Annotated in this window: 16 protein-coding genes; 10 read left to right on the top strand and 6 right to left on the bottom strand. The window is 60.3% G+C overall.

Annotated features, from left to right (window positions below; translation table 11 throughout):
- Nucleotides 1-122: 122 nt before the first annotated feature.
- From PSH69_RS21595 to PSH69_RS21585, 3 genes are all read left to right on the top strand, one after another.
- Nucleotides 123-1,544: a transglycosylase SLT domain-containing protein gene (locus PSH69_RS21595; protein ID WP_305409772.1), complete on the top strand. Its 1,422-nt coding sequence runs from the start codon at nt 123-125 to the stop codon at nt 1,542-1,544.
- A 103-nt stretch (nt 1,545-1,647) separates the two neighbouring features.
- A complete protein-coding gene (locus PSH69_RS21590) occupies nt 1,648-2,082 on the top strand; it encodes a DoxX family protein (protein ID WP_019582550.1) in 435 nt (144 codons plus the stop codon).
- A 259-nt stretch (nt 2,083-2,341) separates the two neighbouring features.
- Nucleotides 2,342-2,650 carry a hypothetical protein gene (locus PSH69_RS21585; RefSeq protein ID WP_007939981.1) on the top strand — a complete coding sequence of 103 codons (309 nt, stop codon included), beginning with the start codon at nt 2,342-2,344 and terminating at the stop codon, nt 2,648-2,650.
- A 33-nt stretch (nt 2,651-2,683) separates the two neighbouring features.
- Here the strand turns inward: PSH69_RS21585 and greB are convergent, their stop codons facing one another.
- Genes greB through PSH69_RS21570 form a run of 3 tightly spaced genes read right to left on the bottom strand, consistent with a single transcriptional unit; the run spans nt 2,684 to nt 6,428 of the window.
- Nucleotides 2,684-3,181, bottom strand: coding sequence for a transcription elongation factor GreB (greB, locus tag PSH69_RS21580; RefSeq protein ID WP_018929803.1), 498 nt, complete (start codon nt 3,179-3,181; stop codon nt 2,684-2,686).
- A 59-nt stretch (nt 3,182-3,240) separates the two neighbouring features.
- The gene (locus tag PSH69_RS21575; RefSeq protein WP_305409768.1) at nt 3,241-5,745 is read right to left on the bottom strand and encodes an ABC transporter permease; all 2,505 of its coding nucleotides are present in this window, start codon (nt 5,743-5,745) and stop codon (nt 3,241-3,243) included.
- Nucleotides 5,745-6,428 carry an ABC transporter ATP-binding protein gene (locus PSH69_RS21570; protein WP_016770883.1) on the bottom strand — a complete coding sequence of 228 codons (684 nt, stop codon included), beginning with the start codon at nt 6,426-6,428 and terminating at the stop codon, nt 5,745-5,747. The genes PSH69_RS21575 and PSH69_RS21570 overlap by 1 nt, the downstream gene beginning before the upstream one ends.
- Nucleotides 6,429-6,438: 10 nt before the next feature.
- On the opposite strand from PSH69_RS21570, the gene PSH69_RS21565 reads away from it, so the two are divergent.
- The 3 genes from PSH69_RS21565 (at nt 6,439) to PSH69_RS21555 (ending at nt 8,517) form a co-directional block, all read left to right on the top strand.
- Nucleotides 6,439-7,044, top strand: coding sequence for an arylesterase (locus PSH69_RS21565; RefSeq protein ID WP_305409767.1), 606 nt, complete (start codon nt 6,439-6,441; stop codon nt 7,042-7,044).
- Nucleotides 7,045-7,100: 56 nt separating this feature from the next.
- Complete coding sequence (locus tag PSH69_RS21560; protein ID WP_007899882.1) at nt 7,101-7,394, top strand: hypothetical protein; 294 nt, start codon at nt 7,101-7,103, stop codon at nt 7,392-7,394.
- 151 nt (nt 7,395-7,545) lie between these two features.
- Nucleotides 7,546-8,517, top strand: a complete 972-nt coding sequence (locus PSH69_RS21555; RefSeq protein ID WP_018929800.1) for a L,D-transpeptidase family protein — start codon at nt 7,546-7,548, stop codon at nt 8,515-8,517.
- 123 nt (nt 8,518-8,640) lie between these two features.
- Here PSH69_RS21555 and oprI read toward each other — a convergent pair whose 3' ends face one another.
- Entirely contained in the window at nt 8,641-8,892 is a 252-nt protein-coding gene (gene oprI / locus PSH69_RS21550) for an outer membrane lipoprotei OprI (RefSeq protein WP_003172710.1), read from the bottom strand.
- 630 nt (nt 8,893-9,522) lie between these two features.
- Between oprI and PSH69_RS21545 the strand changes: the two genes are divergently transcribed.
- On the top strand, nt 9,523-9,804 hold the full coding sequence (locus PSH69_RS21545) for a GNAT family N-acetyltransferase (RefSeq protein ID WP_007939987.1): 282 nt from the start codon (nt 9,523-9,525) through the stop codon (nt 9,802-9,804).
- A 65-nt stretch (nt 9,805-9,869) separates the two neighbouring features.
- Here the strand turns inward: PSH69_RS21545 and PSH69_RS21540 are convergent, their stop codons facing one another.
- Together PSH69_RS21540 and PSH69_RS21535 are read right to left on the bottom strand one after the other, a co-directional pair.
- A complete protein-coding gene (locus PSH69_RS21540) occupies nt 9,870-10,946 on the bottom strand; it encodes a 3-deoxy-7-phosphoheptulonate synthase (RefSeq protein WP_018929799.1) in 1,077 nt (358 codons plus the stop codon).
- A gap of 189 nt (nt 10,947-11,135) precedes the next feature.
- On the bottom strand, nt 11,136-11,579 hold the full coding sequence (locus PSH69_RS21535; RefSeq protein ID WP_081625788.1) for a PilZ domain-containing protein: 444 nt from the start codon (nt 11,577-11,579) through the stop codon (nt 11,136-11,138).
- On the opposite strand from PSH69_RS21535, the gene PSH69_RS21530 reads away from it, so the two are divergent.
- Genes PSH69_RS21530 through PSH69_RS21520 form a run of 3 tightly spaced genes read left to right on the top strand, consistent with a single transcriptional unit; the run spans nt 11,578 to nt 13,846 of the window.
- The gene (locus PSH69_RS21530) at nt 11,578-11,964 is read left to right on the top strand and encodes a co-chaperone YbbN (protein ID WP_026286693.1); all 387 of its coding nucleotides are present in this window, start codon (nt 11,578-11,580) and stop codon (nt 11,962-11,964) included. The two genes, PSH69_RS21535 and PSH69_RS21530, sit on opposite strands and share 2 nt — an antisense overlap.
- The gene (locus PSH69_RS21525) at nt 11,961-12,917 is read left to right on the top strand and encodes a putative 2-dehydropantoate 2-reductase (protein ID WP_305409762.1); all 957 of its coding nucleotides are present in this window, start codon (nt 11,961-11,963) and stop codon (nt 12,915-12,917) included. Before PSH69_RS21530 ends, PSH69_RS21525 begins: the two co-directional genes overlap by 4 nt.
- A gap of 23 nt (nt 12,918-12,940) precedes the next feature.
- Nucleotides 12,941-13,846: a 5'-nucleotidase gene (locus tag PSH69_RS21520; RefSeq protein ID WP_305409761.1), complete on the top strand. Its 906-nt coding sequence runs from the start codon at nt 12,941-12,943 to the stop codon at nt 13,844-13,846.
- Nucleotides 13,847-13,865 lie beyond the last annotated feature (19 nt).

Below are 13,865 nucleotides of genomic sequence, written 5' to 3'. Positions count from 1 at the left end.
GGTAGATTTGCCATCACTGTGCCACTCTCTCGCACTTTATCAGCGCTTCAAGCGCTCTGTTTCTGTTGCCCGATGTCATGAAATCACTCATGAGGTTGGCCAGTATTCTTTCCGGAGAGTGGATGACACGTCCCTCGGTTTTGTTACTGCTGTGTTGTTCGTTGCTGCTGCCGATGCCGGCGGTTGCGCGTCTGGCCGGGCCGTTGCAAGCTGTACCGGCAGCCAAGGTCCGTGACCTGGCGGAGATTCGCAGTAGCCGTGTGCTGCGGGTGCTGGTCAACCAGAGCCGCAACAGCTCCGGCGAAGTCCAGGGCCAGGCCATCGGCGTCGAATACCACCGCCTGCGGGCTTTCGAGCAATACCTTAATGGCCACGCCCGTGATGGCCAGGAAATCACCCTCAAGATCATTCCCAAAGCCAAGGATCAACTGCTCGGCGCGTTGCAGCGCGGGGAGGGTGATCTGGTCGCACCGGGGGAATTGCTCGATCCGCAATCGGGGCACGCAGTCAGCACCAGTGAGCCGATTACCAGCAACGTGCCGTTGCTGCTGGTGGGGATCAAAGGCGAAAGGCGTTACACCCACCTCGAACAACTCTCGGGTAAAACCCTCGCGCTGCCCACCGGCAGTGCTGCCGGGGATGCGGTCAGCCAGATCAATCAGAAGCTCGCGCTGCACAAACTGCCGCCGGTGAAGATCGAGTGGGTCGACCCAAGCCTGGCCGTCGAGGACGTACTGGAAATGGTCCAGGGCGGGATCTTCCATCTGACCATCGTCGAGCAACCGATCGCCGAGCGCTGGGGCAAGATCCTGCCCAAGTTGCGCTTCGATCGACAGGTGCTCATCAATGAGCCGGGCGAGGAATATTGGTTCGTGCGTCGCGACGCCTCGATGCTGCGGGCGAGCATCGACCGTTTCCTGACCACCTACAAGCAACCGTCGGACCAGGATGCGGCGTTCCTGCGGATCTACCGGCGCCTGTATCAAGTGCACTATCCCTTGGCCAAGGCCGATCGTCAGCGCCTGGAAAAACTTCGACCGGTGCTGCAAAAACACGCTCAAGCCCAGGACATGGACTGGCTGAACCTGGCAGCGCTGGCGTTCAAGGAATCGGCGCTGCAACCCACCGCCAGAAGTGGAGGCGGCCCCACCGGCCTGATGCAAATAACACCATCGGCCGCCCAACGGGTTGGCGTGAGTGACATTCAGAATCTCGATGCCAATGTGCAGGCCGGCGCCAAGTACCTGGCGATGATCCGCCGCAAATTCTTTGCCAGCCCCAAACTCAACGAGCGCGAGCGCATGGCGTTCGTGCTGGCGGCCTACAACATGGGGCCGGAGCGGGTCCAGGGCATGCGGGCCGAGGCTCGGCGCCGCGGCCTGAATCCTAATCAGTGGTTTTTCCAGGTTGAGCGCATCGCCATGGAGCAGGTGGGAATGGGGGCTGTCAGCTATGTTAATAGCGTGAACAAGTATTACCTGGCGTTCGATCGGGAGCGGGAATCGTTGGAGCCTCAGGGGCAGAAAGTTGCCTTACGTAAATGATCGACTAATCTGATTGTTATGGTGCGTTTTTTGCGCTTTTAACATGAGATAAACCGATTAATATGGCGGCCAACCAACACACTCTCACAATGGATGACACAGCATGAGCACACTGATCAACAAGGTACTGTCTACCCGCGCTGGCTACGGCCTGACGATTCTGCGGATTTTCGTCGGCATCATCTTCGCGGCCCACGGCTCACAGAAACTCTTCGGGGCATTCGGCGGCTACGGCATCGCCGGCACCGCGCAGTACATGGAAAGCATTGGATTGGCGCCCGGTCACCTGATGGCAATCCTGGCCGGTGGTACTGAATTCTTCGGCGGTCTGGCGCTGATCATCGGCCTGCTGGTACGCCCGGCGGCGTTGGGGCTGACCTTCCTCTCGCTGGTTGCGATTTTCTCGGTGCACATCAGCAACGGTCTGTTCATGGCCAACAACGGTTATGAATTCGCCCTGGCCTTGCTCGGTGGCAGCCTCGCAGTGCTGATCGAAGGCGCAGGCAAGCTCTCGGTCGACCGCGCCATCGCCGACTGACCGCTCTGACTCAACGAAAAGGCCCGCGCAGTGTGATGCACTGTGCGGGCCTTTTTTGTTGCTGGCGATTCTTGACACTGTCCGGTCAGCTTCTCTAGGATGCTGCCATGCGCCGATTTAAACAGCTACTTGCGGGGCGCCAGGTGACTCATTCAGTTGCCGATAGAAGCTTGAAACAGGCTTCGAAATACCGCTAAAGCGCTGGTTCGGTGTTGCCTCTCACCTGCCATGCAGACTTTTGAGGCAGAGACACGACACAATGAATGCATTGAACCCCGTTGTACGCCCCGCGCCGATCACGGCACATCTCACCCAGCGCAATCCAAAAATCCTGCTTGGCGGTAAACATCAGCCGACGCTGTTGCGTTACCTCGATGGCTGGCCACGTCGCACCGGCGGTCCGGCAGCATTCCTGATCCAGTTTGTCGAAGATGGCGAGTCGCTGGAGCGCTTCGCGACCGACAGTTTCGATTTGGCGGTGATTCAGGCGCCCAGCGCCGAGGACGCGCCTGAAGTGATCAGGCAACTGACCCGCGTTGCGCGCCAAGGGCTGATTGCCCGCTGCTGAGGCTCAGGGCGCTGCGGCCTAGAGCGCCGCGGCTCAAAAATAGTCGATTGCCACGATATACACGCACTGCTCACCGGTTGGTGTCTGCACGCGCACTTCGGCGTCCAGTGCCTTGCCGATCAAGGCGCGGGCCAGCGGTGAGTCGATGCTGATCAGGCCTAGCTTCAGGTCCAGCTCATCCGGGCCGACGATGCGATAGCGCGACTCTTTGCCGTCCTCGTCTTCGATCGTGACCCAGGCGCCAAAGTAGACCTTGTTCGGATCGCTGGGCTTTTCACTGACCACCTTGAGCGCTTCCAGCCGTTTGGTGAGAAAGCGCACACGGCTATCGATCTCGCGCAGCATCTTTTTGCCGTAGGTGTATTCGGCGTTTTCCGAGCGATCGCCCTGGGCCGCCGCCTCGCTGACCGATTGCGTCACTTGCGGTCGGCGCACATGCCAGAGCTCATGAAACTCGGCGCGCATCCGCGCTTCACCTTCGGGGGTGATCAACGCGGTGCCGGCGGTGCGGGGAGGGCGATAACGGCTCATGGCGACTTCTTGTGGTTGAGTTCTTGAATCGGGTTTTTAAACAAGCGTACTTGAGTTTATCAACCCTCGCGCAAGACTGTCAGCGGGCTGGCGTTCAAGGCGCGGCGCGTGCCGAACACACCGGCACCGCCGATCAGCACCGCGCCGATCAGCGGCATTACCAGCAGCCATGGATGCGGATGCCAGGGCAGATCGAAGGCGTAGCGGTAGAGCACCAGGCTCACCAGTTCCGAGCCCAATGCCGCCAACAGCCCGCTGACCGCGCCGAGCAAGCCGAACTCGATCCGCCGCGCCCTGACCAGCAACTGCCGTTCGGCGCCCAGCGCTCGCAGCAACGCGCCTTGGCGAATACGTTCATCGAGGGTGGCCTGCAAGCCAGAGAACAACACCGCCATCCCCGCCGCCAACACGAACAACAGCACGTACTCCACTGCCAGAGTCACTTGCGCGAGGATGCTGCGCAATTGTTCCAGCAACGCTTCGACCTGCAGAATGGTCACCGCCGGAAAGCTGCGGGACAAGTCGACGATCTGCTGATCGTGACCGGGCGCCAGATAGAAACTGGTGAGGTAGGTCGCCGGCAAGTCTTTCAAGGTGCCGGGCTGGAAGATCATGAAAAAGTTTGGCTGGAAGTTGTCCCAGTTAATCTCCCGCAGGCTGGTGACTTTCGCCTCCCGATTGACCCCGCCAACGCTAAACACCATGTGATCGCCGAGCTTGAGCTTGAGGCTTTCGGCGACTTTACCTTCCACCGAAACACCAGGTAGTTCATCCGCCGGTTGCTGATCCCACCAGTTGCCGGCGGTGAGCTTGTTGCCCGCCGGCAGGTCCGCTGCCCAGGTCAGGCTCAGGTCGCGTTGAATGGCCCGGTCACCGGCCGAGTCCTTGCTGACGATCTCCTGCACCGGCTCGCCATTGATGCTGATCAGCCGTCCCGGCACCACCGGGTACAGCGGCGCCGATTGCGCTGACAGCTCCATCAACCGATCGCTAAAGGCTTGTTTGTCCGCCGGCAGAATGTTCAGGGCGAAATAGTTCGGAGCGTTTTTCGGCAACTGGTTTTGCCAGGTGTCGAGCAACTCGCCGCGCAGCAAAGCGATCAGCGCCATCGACAGTAGAATCAAGCCGAAGGCCAGGGATTGACCCGCCGCCGCCAGTGGATGGCGCAGCAGCTGGCCCAACCCGAGACGCCATGGCAATGAGGCACGCGCCAACATCCGGCGCAGGCTGTTGAGCAGTAGCAACAGTAAGCCACCCAGCACCAACGCCGCGATCACGCCGCCGCCGAGCAGGGCGAAGGTCAGCAACAGGTCCAGGCTCAGGCGCCACATGATCAGGCCGAGGGCACCCAGCGCCGCGCCATAGATCATCCAGGTGCTGGAGGGGATCGGTAGCAAGTCCCGGCGCAATACCCGCAGCGGCGGTACCCGACCCAAAGCGGCCAACGGCGGCAGGGCGAAACCGGCCAGCGCGACCAGCCCGGTGCCGATCCCCGCAATGGCCGGCAACAGGCCTCCCGGTGGGACGTCAGTTGGCAGTAAATCATGCAGCAGCGCAAACAGCCCGAGCTGCGCCAGCCACCCAAGCAGGGCGCCGCTGATGCTGGCGAGCAGTCCGAGAACCGTCAGTTGCAGACTGAACAGCACCATGGTTTCCCGGCGGGACAGGCCCAGACAGCGCAGCAATGCACTGGCATCGAATCGGCGGGTGGCGAAGCGTGTCGCCGACAACGCCACCGCCACGCCGGACAGCAGCACCGCCACCAGGCTGGCCATGTTCAAGTAACGTTCGGCCTTGCCCAAGGCACCGCCGATCTGCCGATTGCCATCGCGGGCATCCTGGATGCGCTGGTTGGCGGCCAGGCCTGGCTTGATCAATTGACGATAGGTTTCCAGCGCCTGGGCGTTGCCGCGCCAGAGTTCGCGGTAACTGACCCGGCTGCCGGGTTGCACCACGCCGGTCGCCTCGAGGTCGCTGAGATTGATCAGCACCCGTGGCGTCAGGCTGTAGAAGTTGCCGGCGCGATCCGGTTCGTAGGTCAGCACCCGCGCCAGTTTCAGGGTTTTCATGCCGACATCGATGCTGTCGCCGATCTTCAAGTCCAGCGCAGTCAGCAGTCGCGCTTCAACCCAGGCTTCGCCGGGTTTCGGACCGCCCCCGGGCGCTTCCTGCGCGAACGGCGCGGGGGCGCTTTTCAGTTCGCCGCGCAACGGGTAGACGTCATCGGCGGCTTTGATGCTGGACAGCTGAATGCCGTTGTCGGTGGCAATGACACTGGAAAATTCCACCACCTGAGCATGTTCAAGGCCCAACTCGATGCCACTGTTGATCTGTTCCGGCCGCGCCGGCGAACTGCCTTCCAGCAACAAGTCAGCGCCGAGAAACTCGGTGGCGCGCAGCATCATGGCACCGTTCAGGCGGGCACCGAAGTAACCGATGGCGGTACTCGCCGCCACGGCCACCAGCAAGGCGAAGAACAACACGCGCAACTCACCGGCGCGGGCATCGCGCAGCAGTTGGCGAATGGCGAGACTGAACAGGCGCAACAGCGGCAGGCGTGCCATCAAGGCTCCAGAGGGGCGACCAGCAGGCCGGCTTCAAGGCGGATCAGGCGCCGGCAGCGATGTGCCAGGCGTTCGTCGTGGGTCACCAGCACCAGGGTCGTGCCGCGCTCCTTGTTGAGTTCGAACAGCAGATCGCTGATGCGCTCGCCGGTGTGGCTGTCGAGGTTGCCGGTGGGCTCATCGGCGAACAACACATCGGGCTCGGCGGCGAAGGCACGGGCAATCGCCACGCGCTGCTGTTCGCCACCGGAGAGCTGGCGCGGCGAATGGGTCAGGCGTTGACCCAGGCCGACTCGTTGCAACAGCTGGGTGGCACGCTCACGGGCGTCTTTGCGGCCATCGAGCTCCAGTGGCAGCATGACGTTTTCCAGGGCGTTGAGGCTGTCGAGCAGTTGAAAGGACTGGAAGACAAACCCCACGTGCTCGGCGCGAATGCGCGCGCGCTGGTCTTCGTCGAGGTTGCTCAGGCCTTGGCCGGCGAGAGTGACTTCGCCGCTGCTCGGCAGGTCGAGGCCGGCAAGCAGGCCGAGGAGGGTGGATTTGCCGGAACCGGAGGCGCCGACAATGGCCAGGCTATCGCCCTTGTTCAGTTCCAGGCTGAGTTCGTGCAGGATAGTCAGTTCACCTTCCGCGCTGGGAACCACTTTGCTGAGGTTCTTCGCGGTGAGAATGCTTGCGCCCATGGAGAATCCGATGCGTGTGTGGTTTTTGAGTGCTGGCCTGGCCTTGATGTGCATGGCCCAGAACGCAGCGGCGGGTACAGTCCTGATCGTTGGCGATAGTATCAGCGCCGGTTTCGGCCTGGATACCCGGTTGGGGTGGGTGTCATTGCTCGAGCAACGGCTCAAGCACGAAGGTTTCGACGATAAGGTGGTCAATGCATCCATCAGTGGCGACACCAGTGCCGGAGGCCGGGCACGCCTGCCGGCGCTGCTTGCAGAGCATAAGCCTGAGCTCGTCATCCTCGAGTTGGGAGGCAATGATGGCTTGCGCGGAATGCCGCCAACACAATTGCAACAAAATCTTGCGTCGATGATCGACAGCTCCCGCGTCAGTGGCGCTAAGGTGCTGTTGCTGGGCATGCAATTGCCACCCAACTATGGCGTGCGTTACACCCAGGCATTCGCCGAGGTCTTCACCAAGGTGGCCGACGAGAAAAAAATCCCGCTGGTGCCGTTTTTTCTCGACGGTGTGGGCGGTCATCCAGACCTGATGCAATCCGACGGCCTGCACCCGGCGGCGGGGGCTCAGGGCAAGTTGCTGGAAAATGTCTGGCCGACACTGAAACCGCTGCTTTGACGCTTTTCTAGCGGCGGCGTTTCGGCTAAGGTGGCGCCCCCGATTTGGAGGCCCCGATGCCGCGTCCCGCCTGGTCCCTTTTTGCCTATCAACTGATCGAGCCTGACGAACAGCTGGATCTGTTCGCCTGCCAGGAAGTGCGGGTGCATCTGGTGACCCGTCAGCTGGAGCTGGGCGGCTCGGCGGACCGAACCCTGTGCGGCAGCCTGTTGCCGGCGCAACCACGCTGGTCGAGCGTCGATCGCACGGTCTTCCAGGACCAGCGCCTGTGCTCGCTGTGCCGGGCCATTCTGGAATCGCAAAAGCGCGGCACCTCGCCGATCTGGCCTGAGTTGCGGTTCGAACTGTAGGTCCCTCGCTACAAGCAAGCTCCCTTGCCACAGGAAAGCTTCCACCACAGGCAATCCCCCTCGCCGCAGGTCTTGCATCTCCCCGAAATAACGGGCGGCGGTGTACAATCGGGTTTTTATACCCTTGTCGATCATGCGAAGGATTTTCCGGATGTTGCCGCGCTTTCCCGCCGTCACCCGCTGCCTGTCTCTTGCTGCGCTCTGCGTGGCGGGTCCCGTTGCAGCATTGGAGTTGCCCCTGCCACCACCCGGTGAAGACATAGTCGGCCAGGTGCAAGTGATCAAGGCCAAATACGAAGACACCTTCGCCGACCTTGGCACCACCTACGACCTGGGCTATTTGGAAATGGTCGCGGCCAACCCTGGCGTCGATCCATGGCTGCCGGGCGCCGGTACCGAGATCGTCCTGCCGACGCGCTTCATCCTGCCGCCGGGCCCGCGTGAAGGCATCGTCATCAACCTGGCTGAATACCGCCTCTACTACTACCCGAAAGGCCGGAACGTGGTGTACACCTTCCCGCTGGGTATCGGTCGTGAAGGCTGGGGTTCGCCGATTGCCCACACCAGCATCGTCGCCAAGACGCCGAACCCGACTTGGACCCCTCCAGCGTCGATCAAGGCCGAGCACGCCGCCGATGGCGACCCACTGCCGAACGTAGTGCCGGCCGGTCCGGATAACCCGCTGGGGCCCTTCAAATTCACCCTGGGCACTCCTGGGTACCTTATCCACGGTTCGAACAAGAAGTTCGGCATTGGCATGCGTACCAGCCACGGTTGCTTCCGCATGTTCAACAACAACGTGCTGGAAATGGCCAGCATGGTGCCGGTAGGGACGTCGGTACGCATCCTCAACGATCCGTACAAGTTCGGCCTCAGTGGCGGCAAGGTTTATCTGGAAGCGCACACGCCGCTGGATGACAAGGGCAACCCTTCGGTGGTCGACAAGCACACCGCCGTGATCAATGCGATGCTCAAGCGTGAGGACATCACCAACAACTTGCGCATGAACTGGGATGTAGTGCGCGACGTGGTCGCCGCTGAGGATGGCCTGCCGGTGGAAATCGCCGTGCCGAATACGTCGGCACCGATGGTCTCGAGTGCGCCGATCGACCTGCAGCAGTAACGCGTTAAAGCAACCCGCCGATGCAGGCCGCATCGGCGGGTTTTTTATGGCCTGCAGAAACCTCAGGCAATAAAAAAGCCGACCCAAAAAATGGATCGGCTTGATAACAATCCCGAAGGATTATTACTTGCGGCTAGCTTTTTCCAGCATGCGCAGAGCACGCTCGTTAGCTTCGTCAGCAGTCTGTTGTGCTTTTTGAGCAGCAGCCAGAGCTTCATCAGCTTTACGGTAAGCTTCGTCTGCACGAGCTTGGGAGCGAGCTGCTGCGTCTTCAGTAGCAGTCAGACGTGCTTCAGTTTCTTTCGATACGCTGCTGCAACCGGTAGCCAGAACTGCGGCCAGAGCCAGAGCAGAGAATTTCAGAACGTTGTTCATCGTGTTCCCCTTCAAGGACTTTCTATTAAGTAGCTGTCTCCTCAGAGTGAGGAAATAGCCGGCGTACATACTACCCATTACTTGTAGTAAGTAAACTGACGTAGCGCAAGAAGCAAAAAAAATTGTAGGCGTTGATTCTTTTTCGAGCAACTTTTAACTGCGTTGTATAAAAAATATCCAGCTACGAGGCCCGAACTGAGCGAGCCGTTGGGAAAAAGTTCCCTGGCCCGGCAGCTGTTTTTTGGTCTTGCCCAAAGTCCGTCTAGATGGGTTTGTCTACACTTGTGTTCGAATTTTGCGCAGCCGCTCGCATAATCTTTATCCATGTTGAGGTGACTTAAACAAAGGGCGCTCGTCTTAAGTCTCAATATCCGGCAATGTTCAGGCTTTGACCCGTTCGGTCGAGCCGTTCCTGCGTAATCCGCGGCAACACCCGCCACCCGATGCACAATGACGAGCGTCCCTTGAGCATTTTTGCCAATGGTGCCTACTATTTGATACGTGCTCGGTTGCGCGAGATTGGTGCGGCTCTCTCGGTGTCCATTCAGGCACGGGGTGGCGTAGTTGTTCCTTCGCCGGAAAAACATCGGTAAGGTAGGGGTCAGAATTAAAGACCCGCGAGGAGTAGTGATGAGCGAGGCGTTGTCCATCCACCATGACCAGGCTGGTCATCAGTTCGAGACCACTGTGGACGGTTATCGTGCCTACCTGACCTATATGGATCTGGGAAAACAGACCCTGGATATTTATCGCACTTTTGTGCCCAACGCGTTGCGCGGTCGCGGCATTGCGGCGGCTCTGACCGAGCAGGCGCTGCAATACGCTGATGAAATGGGCTACACGGTGATTCCATCGTGCTCCTACGTGGAGCGCTACATGGAGCGTCATCAGCGGCATGCCGCCAAGTTGTGAGCAAAACCAACGCATAAAAAAACGCCAGGTTTAAACCTGGCGTTTTTTTATGCGCGAAACGGCGATCAGCTGCGATTGCGTTTAGGCAATACGTCCTTGAGCTTGGCATGCATGCTGCGCAAGGTGTTTTCAGTGGCAGTCCAATCGATGCAGGCATCGGTGATCGACACGCCGTATTGCAGGTCGGCGAGGTCTTTCGGGATTGCCTGGCAGCCCCAGTTCAGGTGGCTTTCGACCATCAGGCCGATGATTGACTGGTTGCCTTCGAGGATCTGGTTGGCGACGTTCTCCATCACCAGCGGTTGCAGGGCCGGATCCTTGTTGGAGTTGGCGTGGCTGCAATCGACCATGATGTTCGGCTTGATGTTGGCCTTTTTCAGCGCTTGCTCGCAGAGCGCGACGCTGACCGAATCGTAGTTCGGCTTGCCGTTGCCGCCGCGCAGTACCACGTGACCATAGGCGTTGCCCTTGGTGGTGACGATCGATACGCCACCTTCCTGGTTGATGCCCAGGAAACGGTGCGGGCTGGAAACCGATTGCAGGGCGTTGATGGCCACCGTCAGGCCGCCATCAGTGCCGTTCTTGAAGCCGACGGCCGAAGACAGGCCGGAAGCCATTTCACGGTGCGTCTGGGATTCGGTGGTGCGTGCGCCGATCGCCGACCAGCTGATCAGGTCCTGCAAGTATTGCGGGGAGATCGGGTCGAGGGCTTCGGTCGCGGTCGGCAGGCCCATCTCGGCCAGGTCCAGCAGCAACTGACGACCAATGTGCAGGCCATCCTGAATCTTGAACGAGTCGTCCAGGTACGGATCGTTGATCAAGCCTTTCCAGCCAACGGTGGTGCGTGGCTTCTCGAAATACACGCGCATGACCAGATACAGGGTATCGGACACTTCGGCCGCGAGCACTTTCAGGCGCTCGGCGTATTCGTGGGCGGCCTTGATGTCATGGATCGAGCACGGCCCGATCACGACGAACAGGCGGTGGTCGGTGCCATCAAGAATGTTGCGAATGACTTCGCGGCCCTTGGTGACGGTGCGCAGGGCAGCGTCGCTCAGAGGGATATCACGCTTGAGCTGATCGGGAGTGATCAGGGTCTCGTTGGAGGCGACGTTTAGGTCGTTGATCGGTAAATCAGCCATCGTTTACTCGTCAGGTCACGGGTGCCGGCCGCCAGCGAACCCGCGCGGCGGAGCACAGCAAATTAAGCGCGTCGGGGAGCAGAACCTTAGCGCGTTACACCGTGGCTCGACAATGGGCAGACACCGGTTTAATGGGCATTCCCCATCAGTTTCCCCCACCGTGGCGGGGAAACTGATGGGGAATGCACCCTAACCGGCCATTGGCTGCGCAAATGCCTTGCTGACCGTATCGTGGGAGAACTCGTCGGCGTGCTGCTGGACCCACTCGAGGGCCAGGGTCTCATTGTTCTGCTGTTGGCTTTGGGGTTCATGCTGACGGCAGTAACGTTCGATCTGGCAGATCTGCTCACCCATCCGCGCGCAAAACAGCGTCTGTTCGTCGACGAAGGCGATCCCCACCAGATAGCCACGTTTTCGTCGCAAACACCACGCCACATAACCCAGGAAACGCAAGTCCGGGTTCAGGGTCGGCATGCGTATTTCCAGCGCCGTACCGTGGCGCCACGCGCGGTGGTAATTGCAAGCCATGCCGCCGAGGCTGATAGTGTGCAGCTCTTGCCGCGAAATACACTCATGTTTGAGCAACGTTAATTCGACGGGTACATCGTCAGGATGAGGAAGATAACGTCTCATGAACACGGACTCCCTGTGTCGGCCACTTGACACTGTTTCTCCCAGTATAGTGGTCGAATCGGAACTGACCGATTTCGACGCCGACCAACGGTTGCTGGCGATGAGCGGCATTTCACTGGTGATTTTTACCAGCGTCGGCTGCGCCAGTTGCCGTTTTGCCCGCGAGCAGTTGCCCAGGCTCGAACTGGCGGTCGATCGGCTGTGCTGGATTGATGCCGGAAGCAATGGCGGGGTGGTCGAGCGTTATCGGGTCTTTCATTTGCCGGCACTGTTCGTGGTGCGCGACGGTGAGTATTTCGGGGCGCTACAGTCGCGCCTGACCCGCACAGCGCTCAACGAGGCTGTGGAGCAGGCGTTGAATCGACCAGCAGAGGAGCTGCCATGACAGGCACAGTGGCCAAGCCGACAATCGGCATTATCGGGACCGGCGCGATCGGTGGTTTCTACGGGCTGATGCTGGCGCGTGCCGGCTTCGATGTGCATTTTCTGTTGCGCAGCGAGTTTTCAGCGGTGGCCGAACGCGGCTTGCATCTTGACCATGCGTCGTTGGGCCCGCTGACCCTGAACCCGGTCCAGGCCTATTCGTCGGCTGCCGACATGCCGCCCTGTGACTGGCTGCTGGTGGGCGCCAAAACCACCAGCAACGCGGACCTGGCACCGGCCATTATTCAAGCCGCGGCACCTGATGCCAAAGTGCTGTTGCTGCAAAATGGCCTGGACGTCGAAGACCATCTGCGCGAGTTGCTCCCCGATTCGCTGCACCTGCTGGGCGGGCTTTGTCTGATCTGCGTCCATCGAGCCGGCCCCGGGGTCATCACCCATCAAGCACTGGGGGCGGTGAATGTCGGCTACCACAGTGGCCCCGCCGACGATGCACAGGCACGCATGAACATTGTCGAGGAGGGCGCCGGATTGTTCCGCACTGCCGGTATCGACGCCCAGGCCATGCCGAATCTGCAGCAGGCGCGCTGGCAGAAACTGGTCTGGAATATTCCCTACAACGGTCTGTCGGTGCTGCTCGGGGCCAGCACCACGCCGTTGATGGCGAATGCCGACAGCCGCGCACTGATTCAGGCCTTGATGGCCGAAGTGGTTCAGGGGGCCAAGGCCTGCGGTCATGACATGCCGCCGGGTTATGCCGATTATCTGTTCATGATGACCGAGAAAATGCCCGACTACTGGCCGAGCATGCATCACGATTTTCTGCACAAGCGGCCGCTGGAACTGGACGCCATCTACACTCGGCCACTGGCAGCGGCGAAGGCGGCGGGATGTGAGTTGCCGCGAATCGAGGCCTTGTATCGCAGCCTGAGTTTTATCGACCGACGTAACCACTGAGTCGGTCAAGAAGGGGGAAGGGCATGGCAAATGTCATAGACGACAAACTGGTGCTGGCGATTTCTTCGCGAGCGCTGTTCGACTTGAGCGAGAGCCACAAGGTCTATCTGTCGAGCGGCGTCGAGGCTTATCGGCAGTACCAGATCGAACACGAAGACGAAATTCTCGAGCCCGGCGATGCATTCCCGTTGGTGGAAAAACTCCTGTCCCTGAATACCCGTCTCGGCCGTGCCCGGGTCGAGGTGATCCTGGTGTCGCGCAACAGCGCCGACACCGGCCTGCGGGTTTTCAACTCGATTCATCACTATGGCCTGTCGATCTCGCGTGCGGCGTTCGTCGGCGGGCGCAGTCCTTATCCGTACCTCAAGGCTTTTGGTTGCGACCTGTTTCTTTCGACCCATGCCGAAGATGTGCGCAATGCGCTGGAGGCCGGATTCGCCGCAGCGACTATTCTATCGGGCGGTGCCAGTCGCGCCGCCAGTGATGAATTGCGCATTGCTTTCGACGGTGACGCGGTGCTGTTTTCCGACGAGTCGGAGCGGGTCTATCAGTCGGGAGGCCTGGCGGCGTTTCAGGCCAGCGAGCGTGAGGCGGCCCGTGAGCCTTTGCGTGGCGGGCCGTTCAAAGGCTTCCTCGCGGCGCTCAATCTGTTGCAGCAGGAGTTCCCCGATGATGCCTGTCCGATCCGCACCGCGCTGGTGACCGCGCGATCGGCGCCGGCCCATGAACGGGTGATCCGCACCTTGCGCGAATGGGACATTCGTCTGGATGAATCGCTGTTTCTTGGCGGCCTGACCAAATCGGCTTTTCTCGAGGCCTTTGCCGCCGACGTATTTTTCGACGATCAGGCAGGCCATTGCGAGTTGGCCCGTGAAGTGGTTGCCACCGGGCACGTGCCCCATGGCATCAGTAACGAACCGTCGGTTTAAAGCCCGGCGGTTCAATGCG

The sequence above is a fragment of the Pseudomonas sp. FP1740 genome, assembly GCF_030687165.1.
Lineage (GTDB): Bacteria > Pseudomonadota > Gammaproteobacteria > Pseudomonadales > Pseudomonadaceae > Aquipseudomonas.
This window is presented reverse-complemented; position numbering and strand designations above follow the sequence as displayed.

Excerpts from the sequence above, each read along its gene's own strand:
- PSH69_RS21590 (WP_019582550.1), top strand. The coding sequence starts at position 1,648 with ATGAGCACACTGATCAACAAGGTACTGTCTACCCGCGCTGGCTACGGC.
- oprI (WP_003172710.1), bottom strand. The coding sequence starts at position 8,892 with ATGAACAACGTTCTGAAATTCTCTGCTCTGGCTCTGGCCGCAGTTCTG.
- PSH69_RS21535 (WP_081625788.1), bottom strand. The coding sequence starts at position 11,579 with ATGAGACGTTATCTTCCTCATCCTGACGATGTACCCGTCGAATTAACG.
- PSH69_RS21570 (WP_016770883.1), bottom strand. The coding sequence starts at position 6,428 with ATGGGCGCAAGCATTCTCACCGCGAAGAACCTCAGCAAAGTGGTTCCC.
- PSH69_RS21565 (WP_305409767.1), top strand. The coding sequence starts at position 6,439 with ATGCGTGTGTGGTTTTTGAGTGCTGGCCTGGCCTTGATGTGCATGGCC.
- PSH69_RS21520 (WP_305409761.1), top strand. The coding sequence starts at position 12,941 with ATGGCAAATGTCATAGACGACAAACTGGTGCTGGCGATTTCTTCGCGA.
- greB (WP_018929803.1), bottom strand. The coding sequence starts at position 3,181 with ATGAGCCGTTATCGCCCTCCCCGCACCGCCGGCACCGCGTTGATCACC.
- PSH69_RS21525 (WP_305409762.1), top strand. The coding sequence starts at position 11,961 with ATGACAGGCACAGTGGCCAAGCCGACAATCGGCATTATCGGGACCGGC.
- PSH69_RS21530 (WP_026286693.1), top strand. The coding sequence starts at position 11,578 with ATGAACACGGACTCCCTGTGTCGGCCACTTGACACTGTTTCTCCCAGT.
- PSH69_RS21560 (WP_007899882.1), top strand. The coding sequence starts at position 7,101 with ATGCCGCGTCCCGCCTGGTCCCTTTTTGCCTATCAACTGATCGAGCCT.
- PSH69_RS21585 (WP_007939981.1), top strand. The coding sequence starts at position 2,342 with ATGAATGCATTGAACCCCGTTGTACGCCCCGCGCCGATCACGGCACAT.
- PSH69_RS21545 (WP_007939987.1), top strand. The coding sequence starts at position 9,523 with ATGAGCGAGGCGTTGTCCATCCACCATGACCAGGCTGGTCATCAGTTC.
- PSH69_RS21540 (WP_018929799.1), bottom strand. The coding sequence starts at position 10,946 with ATGGCTGATTTACCGATCAACGACCTAAACGTCGCCTCCAACGAGACC.
- PSH69_RS21575 (WP_305409768.1), bottom strand. The coding sequence starts at position 5,745 with ATGGCACGCCTGCCGCTGTTGCGCCTGTTCAGTCTCGCCATTCGCCAA.
- PSH69_RS21555 (WP_018929800.1), top strand. The coding sequence starts at position 7,546 with ATGTTGCCGCGCTTTCCCGCCGTCACCCGCTGCCTGTCTCTTGCTGCG.
- PSH69_RS21595 (WP_305409772.1), top strand. The coding sequence starts at position 123 with ATGACACGTCCCTCGGTTTTGTTACTGCTGTGTTGTTCGTTGCTGCTG.